The organism is Streptomyces siamensis (genome assembly GCF_039543605.1).
GTDB classification, from domain to species: domain Bacteria; phylum Actinomycetota; class Actinomycetes; order Streptomycetales; family Streptomycetaceae; genus Streptomyces; species Streptomyces siamensis.
The window spans coordinates 166,701-181,556 of record NZ_BAABKB010000027.1; the positions used below are offsets into that span (position 1 = coordinate 166,701).

The following is a 14,856-nucleotide window of genomic DNA, read 5'->3' on the forward strand; positions in this document are numbered from 1 at the left end:
TGATCGGGCCGTGAACGGGCGATGAACGCCTGCTTCCATTCATCCGATAGCCTCTGCCGACATGCCGCCCGGCCGCCGCAGGCAGGGGCATCCCATCACGCACTTGCCCGGTGCCCCCGCGCCGGCACCCAGGGAGTGAGTTCGCTGTCGACCGCCATCCTCACCGGCCAGCCGGTCCCCGGATCGTCGCTCGAGGGCGATCTGCGGTCGCTCGGCTTCGACGTGCGGCTCGCCACTGACGCGGGCGAAGCCGAGACACTGCTCGCCGCCGTACCGGCCGACCAGCGCGTGGCCGTCGTCGACGCCCGCTTCGTCGGGCACCTGCACGCCCTGCGGCTCGGCCTCACCGACCCGCGCTTCGCCGCCGCCGCGCTGCGCGGGGCCATATCCGTGCAGCCCGAGGCCCGCCGCGCGCTGACCCGGGCCGTGGCCCGCGAGAGCTCCGCCGTCGGCGGTCTCGCCGTCGCCACCGACGATCTCGCCGAACGCCTGACCGCCGCGCTGGACGCCGACGGCGTCGCGGTGCACCGCCCCGAACTGGGCACGCTCGTCGCCGCCGTCCCCGCTGACCCGCAGGAACGCAACGAAGCCCGCCAGGCCGTCTCCGCCGTGGACGACGAGGCCGTACGGCTGCGCAGCGCCGTGAAGGCCCGCGACGGCTTCTTCACCACCTACTGCATCAGCCCGTACTCGCGCTACATCGCACGCTGGTGCGCCCGCCGCGGCCTCACCCCGAACCAGGTGACGACCGCCTCACTGATCACCGCCCTGATCGCCGCGGGCTGCGCCGCCACCGGCACCCGCGTCGGCTTCGTGGCCGCCGGCCTGCTGCTCCTGTTCTCCTTCGTCCTCGACTGCACGGACGGACAGCTCGCCCGCTACTCCCTGCAGTACTCCACCCTCGGTGCCTGGCTCGACGCGACCTTCGACCGCGCCAAGGAGTACGCCTACTACGCGGGCCTCGCCCTCGGAGCGGCCCGCGGCGGCGACGACGTCTGGGCCCTCGCCCTCGGCGCGATGATCCTGCAGACCTGCCGCCACGTCGTCGACTTCTCCTTCAACGAGGCGAACCACGACGCCACCGCCAACACCAGCCCCACCGCGGCCCTGTCGGACCGCCTCGACAGCGTCGGCTGGACGGTCTGGGTGCGCCGGATGATAGTGCTGCCCATCGGCGAGCGCTGGGCGATGATCGCCGTGCTCACCGCGCTGACGACCCCGCGGATCACCTTCTACGCCCTGCTGGTCGGCTGTGCCTTCGCCGCCACCTACACCACGGCGGGCCGCGTGCTGCGCTCGCTCACCCGCAAGGCGCGGCGCACGGACCGCGCGGCCCGGGCGCTCGCCGACCTCACCGACTCCGGCCCGCTCGCCGAGGCGCTGAACCGCCTCTCCCGCGGGGCGGTGCGCCGCGGCCCCGCGGCCGTCGCCTTCGCCGCCGGCGCCCTCGTCGTCCTCGGTGCCGCGCTCGCGCCGTACGGCAGCTGGTGGCCGGTCCTGGGCGCGGTGATCTACGTGCTGCTGTCGCCCGTGGCGCTCGCCCGTCCCCTCAAGGGCGCCCTCGACTGGCTGGTCCCGCCCTTCTACCGTGCCGCCGAATACCTCACCGTTCTGGTACTGGCCGTCAAGGCCGACGTGAACGGAGCACTTCCGGCGGCTTTCGGCCTGGTGGCCGCCGTCGCCTACCATCACTACGACACGGTGTACCGCATTCGCGGAAACGCCGGCGCGCCCCCGCACTGGCTGGTCCGGGCGATCGGCGGGCACGAAGGCAGGACGCTGCTGGTCACCGTACTGGCCGCGCTCCTCGCCGCCACACAGTTCAAGATCGCGCTCACGGCGCTCGCCGTGGCCGTCGCCCTGCTTGTGCTCGTCGAGAGCATCCGCTTCTGGGTGTCCTCCGGGGCCCCCGCCGTACACGATGAAGGAGAACCCGCATGATCGGCCTCGTGCTGGCCGCCGGCGCCGGACGGCGTCTGCGTCCCTACACCGACAGCCTCCCTAAGGCTCTCGTGCCGGTAGGCCCTGCGGGCATGGAGGACAGCATCACCGTCCTCGACCTGACCCTCGGCAACTTCGCCGAGATCGGTCTGACCGAGGTCGGCATCATCGTCGGCTACCGCAAGGAAGCCGTGTACGACCGCAAGGCGGCCCTCGAGGAGAAGTACGGCCTCAAGATCACGCTGATCGACAACGACAAGGCCGAGGAGTGGAACAACGCGTACTCCCTGTGGTGCGGCCGTGACGCCCTCAAGGACGGTGTGATCCTCGCCAACGGCGACACCGTGCACCCGGTCTCGGTCGAGAAGACGCTGCTCGCCGCCCGCGGCGACGGCAAGAAGATCATCCTCGCCCTCGACACGGTGAAGAAGCTCGCCGACGAGGAGATGAAGGTCGTCGTGCACCCCGACAAGGGCGTGCAGAAGATCACCAAGCTCATGGAGCCCTCCGAGGCCACCGGTGAGTACATCGGCGTCACCCTCATCGAGGGCGAGGCCGCCGCCGAGCTGGCCGACGCGCTGAAGACGGTGTGGGAGACCGACCCGCAGCAGTTCTACGAGCACGGCTACCAGGAGCTCGTGAACCGCGGTTTCAAGATCGACGTGGCACCGATCGGTGAGGTCCGGTGGGTCGAGATCGACAACCACGACGACCTCGCCAAGGGGCGTGAGATCGCGTGCCAGTACTGACGAGGCTCATCCCCTCTCCGGTCGTCGTGGACATCCGCCCGGGTGCCCTGGAGGACCTCGCCGGTGTGCTCAGCGACGAGCGCATCTCGCATTCCGGCAAGCTGGCCGTCGCGGTCAGCAACGGCTCCGGGGCGCGCCTGCGCGAGCGGATCGCCCCGGCACTGCCGGGAGCCACCTGGTACGAGGTCGGCGGCGGCACCCTGGACGACGCGGTCCGGCTGGCCGGTGACATGCGGGCCGGGCACTACGACGCGGTCGTGGGCCTGGGCGGCGGCAAGATCATCGACTGTGCCAAGTTCGCCGCGGCGCGGGTCGGCCTGCCGCTGGTGGCGGTGCCGACGAACCTCGCGCACGACGGTCTGTGCTCGCCCGTCGCCACCCTCGACAACGACGCGGGCCGCGGATCGTACGGTGTGCCGAACCCGATCGCCGTCGTCATCGACCTGGACGTGATCCGTGAGGCCCCGGTCCGGTTCGTCCGCGCCGGCATCGGTGACGCCGTCTCCAACATCAACGCGATCGCCGACTGGGAGCTCGCCAACCGGGTCACCGGCGAGAAGATCGACGGTCTGGCCGCGGCCATGGCGCGCCAGGCGGGCGAGGCCGTGCTGCGGCACCCCGGCGGCATCGGGGAGAACGGCTTCCTCCAGGTCCTCTCGGAGGCGCTGGTCCTCACCGGAATCGCGATGTCGATCTCGGGCGACTCCCGGCCCGCCTCGGGTTCCTGCCACGAGATCAACCACGCCTTCGACCTCCTCTTCCCCAAGCGCGCGGCGAGCCACGGCGAGCAGTGCGGGCTGGGTGCGGCCTTCGCGATGCATCTGCGGGGGGCGACCGAGGAAGCCGCGTACATGGCCGAGGTGCTGCGCCGCCACGGGCTGCCGGTGCTGCCCGAGGAGATCGGCTTCACCGTGGACGAGTTCGTCCAGGTCGTGGAGTTCGCTCCCAGGACCAGGCCCGGCCGCTACACGATCCTCGAACACCTCGACCTGAAGACCGACCAGATCAAGGACATCTACTCCGACTATGCCAAGGCCATCGGTAGCTGAACTCCGCCCCGTCGTCCACCCCCCAGGGGTGAAGGACCGGCGCAGCGGTGAGCACTGGATGGGACGCCTCTACATGCGTGAGGTGTCCCTGCGGGTCGACCGCTACCTGGTGAACACCAGGATCACGCCCAACCAGCTCACCTACCTGATGACCGTATGCGGCGTGCTCGCGGCCCCGGCCCTGCTGGTGCCGGGGATCGTCGGCGCGGTGCTCGGCGTGGTGATGGTCCAGCTGTACCTGCTGCTGGACTGCGTCGACGGCGAGATCGCCCGCTGGAAGAAGCAGTACTCGCTCGGCGGGGTCTATCTGGACCGGGTGGGCGCCTATCTGACGGACGCGGCGGTCCTGGTCGGCCTCGGCCTGCGCGCCGCGGACCTGTGGGGCGACGGGCGGATCGACTGGCTGTGGGCCTTCCTCGGCACCCTGGCCGCCCTGGGCGCGATCCTGGTCAAGGCGGAGACCGACCTCGTCGGCGTCGCCCGTCACCAGGGCGGGCTGCCGCCGGTCAAGGAGGCCGCGTCCGAGCCCCGCTCCTCCGGCATGGCGCTGGCCCGCAGGGCCGCCGGCGCGCTCAAGTTCCACCGGCTGATCCTCGGCATCGAGGCGTCTTTGCTGATCCTGGTCCTCGCGATCGCGGACCAGGCCAGGGGCGACCTCTTCTTCACCCGCCTCGGCACCGCCGTGCTCGCCGGGATCGCGCTCCTGCAGACCGTGCTGCACCTCGTGTCCATCCTCGCCTCCAGCAGGCTGAAGTGAGTACGGCGATGAAGGTCGGCGCGGTCATCATCACCATGGGCAACCGCCCCGACGAGCTCCGGGCCCTGCTGGACTCCGTCGCCAAGCAGGACGGCGACCGGGTCGAGGTCGTCGTCGTCGGCAACGGCTCGCCCGTCCCCGACGTCCCCGCGGGCGTACGGACGGTCGAGCTGCCCGAGAACCTCGGCATACCCGGCGGCCGCAACGTCGGCATCGAGGCCTTCGGCCCCGGCGGCACCGACGTGGACGTCATCCTCTTCCTCGACGACGACGGCCTGCTGGCGCAGCACGACACCGCCGAGCTGTGCCGGCAGGCCTTCGCGGACGACCCCGAGCTCGGCATCATCAGCTTCCGCATCGCCGACCCGGCCACCGGCCGGACGCAGCGCCGCCACGTGCCGCGGCTGCGCGCCTCCGACCCGATGCGCTCCTCGCGCGTCACCACCTTCCTGGGCGGCGCCAACGCGGTGCGCACGAAGGTCTTCGCCGAGGTCGGCGGACTGCCGGACGAGTTCTTCTACGCCCACGAGGAGACCGACCTGGCCTGGCGGGCGCTCGACGCGGGCTGGATGATCGACTACCGGTCGGACATGGTGCTGTACCACCCGACGACCGCCCCCTCGCGGCACGCGGTCTACCACCGCATGGTGGCCCGCAACCGTGTCTGGCTCGCACGCCGAAACCTTCCCGCGCCCCTGGTCCCGGTCTATCTCGGCGTCTGGATGCTGCTGACGCTGGCCCGCCGCCCCTCGGGGCCGGCGCTCAAGGCCTGGTTCGGCGGATTCAGGGAAGGCTGGACCAGTCCGTGCGGGTCCCGGCGGCCCATGAAGTGGCGTACGGTGTGGCGGCTGACTCGACTGGGCCGACCTCCTGTCATCTGACAAGCTCGTTCCTGAGAGCATTCGGGCCGTACCCCGGTCCCTGGCTCATGCCTACGCCCGACCAGCGTGCGCATCTTGAAGACGAAAGTTTCCACTTGTGAGTGAGACAACGCATGACGGCGGAGTCGCGGTGAGCGACCGACCGTCGCCCGATGACGGGCTCTCCGCGGCCGAGCTGGCCGCCCGGTACGGCCTCGCGGTCAGCGGTGCCCGGCCCGGGCTCGTCGAGTACGTCCGCCAGCTCTGGGGACGGCGTCACTTCATCCTCGCCTTCTCGCAGGCGAAGCTCACCGCGCAGTACAGCCAGGCCAAGCTCGGCCAGCTGTGGCAGGTGGCGACCCCGCTGCTCAACGCGGCCGTGTACTACCTGATCTTCGGTCTGATCCTGAAGGCCAACCGCGGACTGTCGCACGACGTGTACATCCCGTTCCTGGTGACCGGTGTGTTCGTCTTCACCTTCACGCAGAGCTCGATCATGGCCGGCGTCCGCGCGATCTCCGGCAATCTCGGGCTGGTGCGCGCGCTGCACTTCCCGCGGGCCTCGCTGCCGATCTCGTTCGCGCTCCAGCAGCTCCAGCAGCTGCTCTTCTCGATGATCGTGCTGTTCGTCGTGGCGATCGGTTTCGGCAGCTACCCCGGTCTGTCCTGGCTGCTGATCCTCCCGGTGCTGTTCCTCCAGTTCCTCTTCAACACCGGGCTCGCCCTGATCGTCGCGCGGATGGGCGCGAAGACTCCGGACCTCGCCCAGCTGATGCCGTTCATCCTGCGCACGTGGATGTACGCGTCCGGTGTCATGTTCTCGATCAGCACGATGCTGGAGGGGCGTCCGGAGTGGATCGCCCGGGCCCTGCAGGCCAACCCGGCCGCGGTCTACATGGACCTGATGCGCTTCGCGCTGATCGACGGGTACGGCTCCTCGAACCTGCCCCCGCACGTGTGGGCCATCGCCGTCTTCTGGGCCGTGGTCGTCGCCGTCGGCGGATTCGTGTACTTCTGGAAGGCTGAAGAGAGGTACGGCCGTGGCTGAGCAGACCTCCCACATCCCGACCGTCATCGCGGACGAGCTGCACATCGTCTACCGGGTCAACGGCGCCAAGACCGGCAAGGGCAGCGCCACCGCCGCCCTCAGCCGCATCCTCAAGCGGGGCGAGGAGCGCGGCGTCCGCAAGGTGCACGCCGTCCGCGGCGTCTCCTTCGTCGCCTACCGCGGCGAGGCCATCGGCCTGATCGGTTCGAACGGCTCCGGCAAGTCCACCCTGCTGCGTGCCATCGCCGGCCTGCTGCCCGCCGAGAAGGGCAAGGTCTACACCGACGGCCAGCCCTCGCTGCTCGGTGTGAACGCGGCCCTGATGAACGACCTCACGGGCGAGCGCAACGTCATATTGGGCGGGCTCGCGATGGGCATGTCGCGCGAGCAGATCAGGTCGCGCTACGAGGACATCGTCGACTTCTCGGGCATCAACGAGAAGGGCGACTTCATCACCCTGCCGATGCGCACCTACTCGTCCGGCATGGCGGCCCGGCTGCGCTTCTCCATCGCGGCGGCCAAGGACCACGACGTCCTCATGATCGACGAGGCCCTCGCCACCGGCGACCGCAAGTTCCAGAAGCGCTCCGAGGCCCGCATCCGCGAGCTGCGCAAGGAGGCCGGCACGGTCTTCCTCGTCAGTCACAACAACAAGTCGATCCGTGACACGTGCGACCGTGTGCTGTGGCTGGAGCGCGGTGAGCTGCGCATGGACGGCCCGACCGAAGAGGTCCTCAAGGAGTACGAGAAGTTCACGGGCAAGTAGCCCATTTTGCCCAGGGCCCCGCCGGAACTCTTCGGCGGGGCCCTGCGTCTGCAAAGGAAACGTCAACTCCGCCTGGGCTTAGGAATCTTGACGCCAATCGGTGTGTTGTTGTGATGTGCAGGACACCCCGACGGACCATGCAGCGTTGTACAACGTAAGCTGTACGGGTGCTGATTCGCGGCAAGTGGGGCGATAATGCGCGACACCCGGCACCGGCGCGCCGTGCGGCCCCCCGGGCGGCGTGTCCGAAATGGGCAGTGTTGGGTCGGCAGTGTAGAACGGGAGATGTGACGGCAATGGCTACGGGAACTCTCCAGCTCCGTGACGCGTGTGCCGTCTCCGCGCCGGGTGGCGAGCGGTGACCGAAGCCGGGACGGCGCGTACCGGAGACCCGGAGCGCGGCACCCTCGACAAAGCCGCGGACGAGAACTTCCCCGTGGCGCCCTTCTTCCTGCCCAAGGCCTGGCGTGTCGACCTGATGGCCGTGTACGGCTTCGCCCGGCTCGTCGACGACATCGGTGACGGCGACCTCGCCCCGGGCGGCGCGGACGCCCGTCTGCTCGGCATGTCGCCCGAGGACGCCGGGGACCGGCTCCGCATGCTGGACGCCTTCGAGGCCGATCTTCACCGTGTGTTCGACTCGACCCCGCGTCATCCCCTGCTGCGCCGGCTCCAGCCGACCGTGCGCCGCGCGGCCCTCACTCCCGAGCCCTTCCTCGGTCTGATCGCGGCCAACCGCCAGGACCAGCTCGTCGCGCGGTACGAGACCTACGACGACCTCGTCGCCTACTGCGAACTGTCCGCCAACCCCGTCGGCCGCCTGGTCCTCTCCGTCACCGGCACATCGACGCCGGAGCGGGTGCGCCGCTCCGACGCGGTGTGCACCGCGCTGCAGATCGTCGAGCACCTCCAGGACGTCGCCGAGGACCTCGGCCGCGACCGTGTCTACCTGCCCGCCGAGGACATGAAGCGGTTCCACGTGAGCGAGGCGGACCTCGCCGCACCCACAGCAGGCGCATCGGTGCGCGCACTGGTTGCATACGAAGCAGAACGCGCCATGAACCTCCTGAATGAAGGCACCCCCCTCGTGGGTAGCGTCCACGGCAGGCTGAAGCTGCTGCTCGCGGGGTTCGTTGCGGGGGGAAGGGCGGCGATCCGTGCGATCGCCGCCGCCGAATACGACGTACTTCCCGGCCCGCCCAAGCCCGGCAAGCTCCAGCTGCTGCGCGAGGTGGGAGTGACTCTGCGAGGAGAGGGGTGATCCGGACCGTGGAGTCGGAACAACACGTGTCCGCACCGGTACTCGCCGCGTACAGCTACTGCGAGGCAGTGACCGGTCAGCAGGCCCGTAATTTCGCGTACGGCATCAGGCTTCTGCCGACGCCCAAGCGCCGTGCGATGTCGGCGCTCTACGCGTTCTCGCGACGCGTCGACGACATCGGCGACGGCGCGCTCGCGCCCGACGTGAAGAGCGTGCGCCTGGAGGAGACCCGGGCGCTGCTCGCGCGGGTCCGCGCGGGGTCCGTGGACGAGGACGACACCGATCCGGTCGCGGTGGCGCTCGCCCACACCGCCGAGGCCTTCCCGGTGCCGCTCGGCGGCCTCGACGAGCTCATCGACGGCGTGCTGATGGACGTGCGCGGCGCGACGTACGAGACCTGGGACGACCTCAAGGTCTACTGCCGGTGCGTGGCCGGGGCGATCGGCCGGCTCTCGCTCGGCGTGTTCGGTACCGAACCGGGGGCGCGCGGAGCGGAGCGTGCGCCGGAGTATGCCGACACGCTCGGGCTCGCGCTCCAGCTCACCAACATCCTGCGGGACGTCCGGGAGGACGCCGCGGGAGGACGCACCTATCTGCCCGCCGACGACCTCGCCAAGTTCGGCTGCTCGGCCGGGTTCGACGGACCGAACCCACCGGAGGGTTCCGACTTCGCGGGCCTCGTGCACTTCGAAGTGCGTCGGGCCCGCACCCTTTTCGCCGAGGGATACCGGCTGCTGCCCATGCTGGACCGGCGCAGCGGCGCGTGCGTCGCCGCCATGGCCGGCATCTACCGCCGGCTCCTCGACCGGATCGAGCGCGAACCCGAGGCGGTGCTGCGCGGCCGGGTCTCGCTCCCCGGACGCGAGAAGGCGTACGTCGCGGTCCGCGGTCTGTCCGGCCTGGACGCCCGCCATGTGTCCCGGCGCGCTGTCAGGAGGCGTGCCTGATGGACAATCTGGGCCAAGGTGACGCCGGCGGCGAAAAGCGGCGCGCAACCCTCCGGAGCCGGGCGGCGTCCCTGACTGAGACGGCCGACCGTGCACCGCTCAACCATCGCGGCGCGGCCGCAGGGGAGGGGGCACGATGAGCGACGTCACGCAGTCCGCGGACACTCCGGGCCGCCCCGAGGGGGCGGCCGTAGTGGTCGGCGGAGGACTCGCCGGGATCACCGCCGCGCTCGCGCTCGCCGACGCCGGGGTCCGGGTGACCCTGCTCGAAGGGCGTCCGCGCCTCGGCGGGCTCGCCTTCTCCTTCCAGCGCGGCGATCTGACCGTGGACAACGGACAGCATGTGTACCTGCGCTGCTGCACCGCCTACCGCTGGTTCCTCGACCGCGTCGACGCGACCTCGCTCGCACCCCTGCAGGATCGTCTCGACGTGCCCGTTCTCGATGCCGAGGGCAAGCCGGGACGACGGCTCGGCAGACTCGGCCGCACCGCGCTGCCCGTGCCCCTGCATCTCGCGCGCAGCCTCGCGACCTACCCGCATCTGTCGCTCGCCGAGCGCGCCAAGGTCGGGCGTGCCGCGCTGGCGCTGAAGGGCCTGGACCTCGCCGATCCGGCGCTCGACGCGCAGAACTTCGGCAGCTGGCTCGCCGAGCACGGTCAGTCGCGGCGTGCCGTCGAGGCACTGTGGGACCTCGTGGGGGTCGCCACCCTCAACGCGGTGGCCCAGGACGCCTCGCTCGGGCTCGCCGCGATGGTGTTCAAGACGGGTCTGCTGTCCGACCCGGGCGCGGCCGACATCGGCTGGGCACGCGTCCCGCTGGGCGAACTGCACGACACCCTGGCCCGCAAGGCGCTCGACTCCGCGGGCGTCCGTACCGAAGTCCGTACACGCGTCACCTCCATCTCCCTCAACGAAAACGGGCGTTGGGACGTTCAGGTTCCCGGCGAACGCATCGAGGCCGACACGGTCGTCCTCGCCGTGCCGCAGCGCGAGACCCACGATCTGCTGCCCGAGGGAGCGCTCGACGCCCCGGAGCGGCTCCTCGAGATCGGCACCGCCCCGATCCTCAACGTCCATGTCGTCTACGACCGGAAGGTGCTCGACAAGCCCTTCTTCGCCGCTCTCGGTTCCCCGGTGCAGTGGGTCTTCGACCGGACCGAGGCGTCGGGACTGCGCGAGGGCCAGTACGTGGCGCTGTCGCAGTCGGCCGCGCAGGAGGAGATCGACACGCCCGTCGCCGACCTGCGCGAGCGCTACCTCCCGGAGCTGGAGCGGCTGCTGCCCGCCACGCGGGGCGCCGGCGTGAAGGACTTCTTCGTGACCCGGGAGCGGACCGCGACGTTCGCCCCCACCCCGGGAGTCGGCCGCCTGCGGCCCGGCGCCCGCACCAAGGCACCCGGCCTGTACCTGGCCGGAGCGTGGACCGCCACCGGGTGGCCCGCGACCATGGAGGGTGCGGTCCGCAGCGGTGTCAGTGCGGCGGGCGCCGCGCTCGGCGCCCTGGGCCGGCCCCGCGATCACCTCCTCGGAGTCTTCGAGGAGGCGGCATGACGCTCGACCAGAGCACGGCAGGTCCCCGCACCTCCGGTACCGCAACAAGAGGAGAGACTGTGCCCACTGTGCCCCCGGCCGAGACGGCTGCCGACGCGGTGGACGTGACCGCGCTCCTGGAGCGCGGCCGGACCCTGGCCACACCGGTCCTCCGGGCGGCCGTCGACCGCCTGGCGGCGCCCATGGACACCGTCGCCGCCTACCACTTCGGCTGGATCGACGCCGAGGGCAACCCCGCGGACGGCGACGGCGGCAAGGCCGTGCGCCCCGCGCTCGCCGTGCTCTCCGCCCAGGCGGCCGGTGCCGCCCCCGAGGTGGGCGTGCCCGGCGCGGTCGCGGTCGAGCTGGTGCACAACTTCTCGCTGCTGCACGACGACCTGATGGACGGCGACGAGCAGCGCCGCCACCGGGACACCGTCTGGAAGGTGCACGGCCCCGCCCAGGCCATCCTCGTCGGCGACGCGCTGTTCGCCCTGGCCAACGAGATCCTGCTGGAGCTCGGCACCGTCGAGGCGGGCCGCGCCACCCGCCGTCTGACCACCGCGACCCGGGCCCTGATCGACGGTCAGGCCCAGGACATCTCCTACGAGCACCGCGACCGGGTCAGCGTCGAGGAGTGCCTGGAGATGGAGGGCAACAAGACGGGCGCCCTGCTCGCCTGTGCCTGCTCCATCGGCGCGGTCCTCGGTGGCGCCGACGACTTCACGGCCGACACGCTGGAGAAGTACGGCTACCACCTGGGCCTGGCCTTCCAGGCCGTCGACGACCTTCTCGGCATCTGGGGCGACCCGGAGGCCACCGGGAAGCAGACCTGGAGCGACCTGCGCCAGCGGAAGAAGTCCCTGCCGGTGGTGGCCGCGCTCGCCGCGGGCGGGCCCGCCTCCGAGCGGCTCGGCCGGCTCCTCGCCGAGGACGCCAAGGCCAGCGACTTCGAGAACTTCTCCGAGGAGGAGTTCGCCGCGCGCGCGGCGCTCATCGAGGAGGCGGGCGGCCGCGAGTGGACGGCCCAGGAGGCGCGCCGCCAGCACACGATCGCCATCCAGGCGCTGGACGCGGTCCAGATGCCCGACGAGGTCCGGGCCCAGCTCGTGGCGCTCGCCGACTTCGTCGTCGTACGGAAGAGATGATCATTATCGGTCGAATACACCTCGCGTAGTCGCCGGCCGGTGCGACCCCGAGCCCAGTGATCTTCCGGGCAGGGGCATCGCCATGGAGCGACGCACCGGCCGACGGCGGACCCACAGCAGAGACGTACCACTGCACGAAGGGGAAGCCATGACAGCGACGACCGACGGAAGCACCGGGGCCCTGCCGCCCCGCGCTGCCTCGGCCAGCGAAATCCAGCACGAGACGACTCCCGAGGCGGCCGGGACAGTCGAGACCCGAGACGCCGCCACGCGCGCGATGCGGCGCGCCACCGACTTCCTGCTCGCACGCCAGGACGCCGAGGGCTGGTGGAAGGGCGACCTGGAGACGAACGTCACCATGGACGCCGAGGACCTGCTGCTGCGTCAGTTCCTGGGCATCCTCGACAAGCCCACCACCCACGCTGCCGGGCTCTTCATCCGCGGCGAACAGCGCGAGGACGGCACCTGGGCCACCTTCTACGGCGGTCCCGGCGAACTCTCCACCACCATCGAGGCGTACGTCGCCCTGCGGCTGGCCGGCGACGCCCCGGACGCCCCGCACATGGCGAAGGCCTCCGCCTGGATCCGTGAGCGCGGAGGCATCGCCTCGGCCCGCGTCTTCACCCGGATCTGGCTGGCCCTGTTCGGCTGGTGGAAGTGGGAGGACCTGCCGGAACTGCCGCCCGAGCTCATCTACTTCCCGAAGTGGATGCCGCTCAACATCTACGACTTCGGCTGCTGGGCACGGCAGACGATCGTGCCGCTCACCATCGTGTCGGCCAAGCGGCCGGTGCGGCCCGCGCCCTTCGCGCTCGACGAGCTGCACACCGACGCCCGCAACCCCAACCCCGTCAGGCCCCTTGCCCCCGTGGCGAGTTGGGACGGCGCCTTCCAGCGCCTCGACAAGGCCCTGCACCAGTACCGCAAGGTCGCACCGCGCATGCTGCGCCGCGCGGCGATGAACAGCGCCGCGCGCTGGATCATCGAGCGGCAGGAGAACGACGGCTGCTGGGGAGGCATCCAGCCGCCCGCCGTGTACTCGGTCATCGCCCTGCACCTGCTCGGCTACGACCTCGAACACCCGGTGATGCGCGAGGGGCTCGCGTCGCTGGACCGTTTCGCCGTGTGGCGCGACGACGGCGCCAGGATGATCGAGGCCTGTCAGTCGCCCGTGTGGGACACCTGCCTGGCGACCATCGCGCTCGCCGACGCGGGGCTGCCCGCCGATCACCCGCAGCTCGTCAAGGCCGCCGACTGGATGCTCGGCGAGGAGATCGTCCGGCCCGGCGACTGGGCGGTCAAACGTCCCCAACTGCCCCCTGGTGGCTGGGCGTTCGAGTTCCACAACGACAACTACCCCGACATCGACGACACCGCGGAGGTCGTGCTCGCGCTGCGCCGCGTCAGGCACCACGACCCGGAGCGCGTGGAGAAGGCGATCGGACGGGGGGTCCGCTGGAACCTCGGCATGCAGTCGAAGAACGGCGCCTGGGGCGCCTTCGACGTCGACAACACCAGCTCCTTCCCCAATCGGCTGCCCTTCTGCGACTTCGGGGAGGTCATCGACCCGCCGTCCGCGGACGTCACCGCGCACGTCGTGGAGATGCTCGCCGTCGAGGGGCTCGCGCACGATCCGCGCACCCGCCGGGGCATCGAATGGCTGCTCGCGGAACAGGAGGCGGACGGCTCCTGGTTCGGGCGCTGGGGCGTCAACTACGTCTACGGCACGGGGTCGGTGGTCCCGGCGCTGGTGGCGGCGGGGCTGCCCGGGTCCCACCCGGCGATCCGCCGGGCCGTGTCCTGGCTCGAAACCGTCCAGAACGACGACGGCGGCTGGGGCGAGGACCTGCGCTCCTACCATGAGGCCGCCGAGTGGAGCGGTCGCGGCGCGTCCACCGCGTCCCAGACGGGATGGGCCCTGCTCGCCCTGCTGGCCGCGGGGGAGAGCGACTCCAAGGCGGTGGAGCGAGGGGTCGCCTGGCTCGCGGAGACCCAGCTGTCCGACGGTTCCTGGGACGAGCCGTACTTCACCGGCACCGGCTTCCCGTGGGACTTCTCGATCAACTACCACCTCTACCGACAGGTCTTCCCCCTCACCGCGCTCGGCCGCTATGTCCACGGCGAACCGTTCGCCGGGGTCAAGGGGGGTTGATGAGCGCGACGACGTCCGGCCCGGCACCGCTGCTGATCGCCTGCGCGCTCGGCATCGAGCACCTCGCGCTGCGCAGCGGCGACCGGACCGGGGCCGGCGGGCCCGTCACCGTGCTGCGCACGGGCATGGGACCCAAGGCCGCCGAACGGTCGGTCACCCGCGTCCTCGCCGACCCGGCGCTGCGCGGGGCCGCCGTCCTGGCCACCGGGTTCTGCGCGGGGCTCGCCCCCGGTATGCACCCCGGTGACCTGGTCGTCGCCGAGGAGACCCGGGACCCGCACGGCACGACCCCGTGCGTGGGCACCGACCTGCTCGTCAGGGAACTCGTGCGCGCCGTGCCGGGGCGCACCGTCCACACGGGGCCGCTCACCGGCTCCGATCACGTCGTCCGTGGTCACGAGCGGTCGGATCTGCTCGCGACCGGCTCCATCGCGGTCGACATGGAGTCTGCGTCGACGCTGCTCAGCGCCGTTCGGGTGGGTGTGCGCCCGGTTGCGGCCGTCCGGGTGGTCGTGGACGCTCCGGAACATGAACTCGTCCGTATCGGCACGGTGCGCGGTGGAATATCAGCTTTCCGTGTTCTTCGTGCCCTTCTTCCCGCTTTTTTTGAATGGCACCGTTCTTTGCTGCTCCCTCGGAGGTGAGCC

At 71.0% G+C, this 14,856-nt stretch carries 14 protein-coding genes; all 14 read left to right on the forward strand.

Annotated elements, in window-relative coordinates; translation table 11 throughout:
- Positions 1–144 precede the first annotated feature (144 nt).
- The 14 genes from ABEB03_RS29340 to ABEB03_RS29405 all read left to right on the forward strand — a co-directional run bounded on the left by ABEB03_RS29340 (position 145) and on the right by ABEB03_RS29405 (position 14,853).
- Positions 145–1,941: a DUF5941 domain-containing protein gene (locus ABEB03_RS29340; RefSeq protein ID WP_345655881.1), complete on the forward strand. Its 1,797-nt coding sequence runs from the start codon at positions 145–147 to the stop codon at positions 1,939–1,941.
- Positions 1,938–2,690 (forward strand): phosphocholine cytidylyltransferase family protein, encoded by a 753-nt coding sequence (locus tag ABEB03_RS29345; protein ID WP_345655806.1) that lies wholly within the window; start codon positions 1,938–1,940, stop codon positions 2,688–2,690. The genes ABEB03_RS29340 and ABEB03_RS29345 overlap by 4 nt, the downstream gene beginning before the upstream one ends.
- Positions 2,678–3,739 carry an iron-containing alcohol dehydrogenase family protein gene (locus ABEB03_RS29350; protein ID WP_345655808.1) on the forward strand — a complete coding sequence of 354 codons (1,062 nt, stop codon included), beginning with the start codon at positions 2,678–2,680 and terminating at the stop codon, positions 3,737–3,739. The genes ABEB03_RS29345 and ABEB03_RS29350 overlap by 13 nt, the downstream gene beginning before the upstream one ends.
- A complete protein-coding gene (locus ABEB03_RS29355; RefSeq protein ID WP_345655810.1) occupies positions 3,717–4,496 on the forward strand; it encodes a CDP-alcohol phosphatidyltransferase family protein in 780 nt (259 codons plus the stop codon). The genes ABEB03_RS29350 and ABEB03_RS29355 overlap by 23 nt, the downstream gene beginning before the upstream one ends.
- Before the next feature lie 8 nt (positions 4,497–4,504).
- Positions 4,505–5,377 carry a glycosyltransferase family 2 protein gene (locus ABEB03_RS29360; RefSeq protein WP_425589319.1) on the forward strand — a complete coding sequence of 291 codons (873 nt, stop codon included), beginning with the start codon at positions 4,505–4,507 and terminating at the stop codon, positions 5,375–5,377.
- A 97-nt stretch (positions 5,378–5,474) separates the two neighbouring features.
- Positions 5,475–6,404 (forward strand): ABC transporter permease, encoded by a 930-nt coding sequence (locus ABEB03_RS29365; RefSeq protein WP_345655814.1) that lies wholly within the window; start codon positions 5,475–5,477, stop codon positions 6,402–6,404.
- Positions 6,397–7,170 carry an ABC transporter ATP-binding protein gene (locus tag ABEB03_RS29370; RefSeq protein WP_095937877.1) on the forward strand — a complete coding sequence of 258 codons (774 nt, stop codon included), beginning with the start codon at positions 6,397–6,399 and terminating at the stop codon, positions 7,168–7,170. Before ABEB03_RS29365 ends, ABEB03_RS29370 begins: the two co-directional genes overlap by 8 nt.
- Positions 7,171–7,528: 358 nt before the next feature.
- Positions 7,529–8,431, forward strand: coding sequence for a squalene synthase HpnC (gene hpnC / locus ABEB03_RS29375; protein ID WP_345655818.1), 903 nt, complete (start codon positions 7,529–7,531; stop codon positions 8,429–8,431).
- Positions 8,428–9,378, forward strand: coding sequence for a presqualene diphosphate synthase HpnD (gene hpnD, locus ABEB03_RS29380; RefSeq protein WP_345655820.1), 951 nt, complete (start codon positions 8,428–8,430; stop codon positions 9,376–9,378). The genes hpnC and hpnD overlap by 4 nt, the downstream gene beginning before the upstream one ends.
- A complete protein-coding gene (locus ABEB03_RS29385) occupies positions 9,378–9,518 on the forward strand; it encodes a DUF6380 family protein (RefSeq protein WP_257005046.1) in 141 nt (46 codons plus the stop codon). Before hpnD ends, ABEB03_RS29385 begins: the two co-directional genes overlap by 1 nt.
- On the forward strand, positions 9,515–10,930 hold the full coding sequence (gene hpnE / locus ABEB03_RS29390) for a hydroxysqualene dehydroxylase HpnE (protein ID WP_345655825.1): 1,416 nt from the start codon (positions 9,515–9,517) through the stop codon (positions 10,928–10,930). The genes ABEB03_RS29385 and hpnE overlap by 4 nt, the downstream gene beginning before the upstream one ends.
- On the forward strand, positions 10,927–12,057 hold the full coding sequence (locus tag ABEB03_RS29395) for a polyprenyl synthetase family protein (protein WP_095937881.1): 1,131 nt from the start codon (positions 10,927–10,929) through the stop codon (positions 12,055–12,057). Before hpnE ends, ABEB03_RS29395 begins: the two co-directional genes overlap by 4 nt.
- Positions 12,058–12,205: 148 nt before the next feature.
- Entirely contained in the window at positions 12,206–14,209 is a 2,004-nt protein-coding gene (gene shc, locus ABEB03_RS29400) for a squalene--hopene cyclase (protein ID WP_345655828.1), read from the forward strand.
- Positions 14,209–14,853 carry a phosphorylase family protein gene (locus ABEB03_RS29405; RefSeq protein WP_345655830.1) on the forward strand — a complete coding sequence of 215 codons (645 nt, stop codon included), beginning with the start codon at positions 14,209–14,211 and terminating at the stop codon, positions 14,851–14,853. Before shc ends, ABEB03_RS29405 begins: the two co-directional genes overlap by 1 nt.
- The last annotated feature ends 3 nt before the right edge of the window (positions 14,854–14,856 follow it).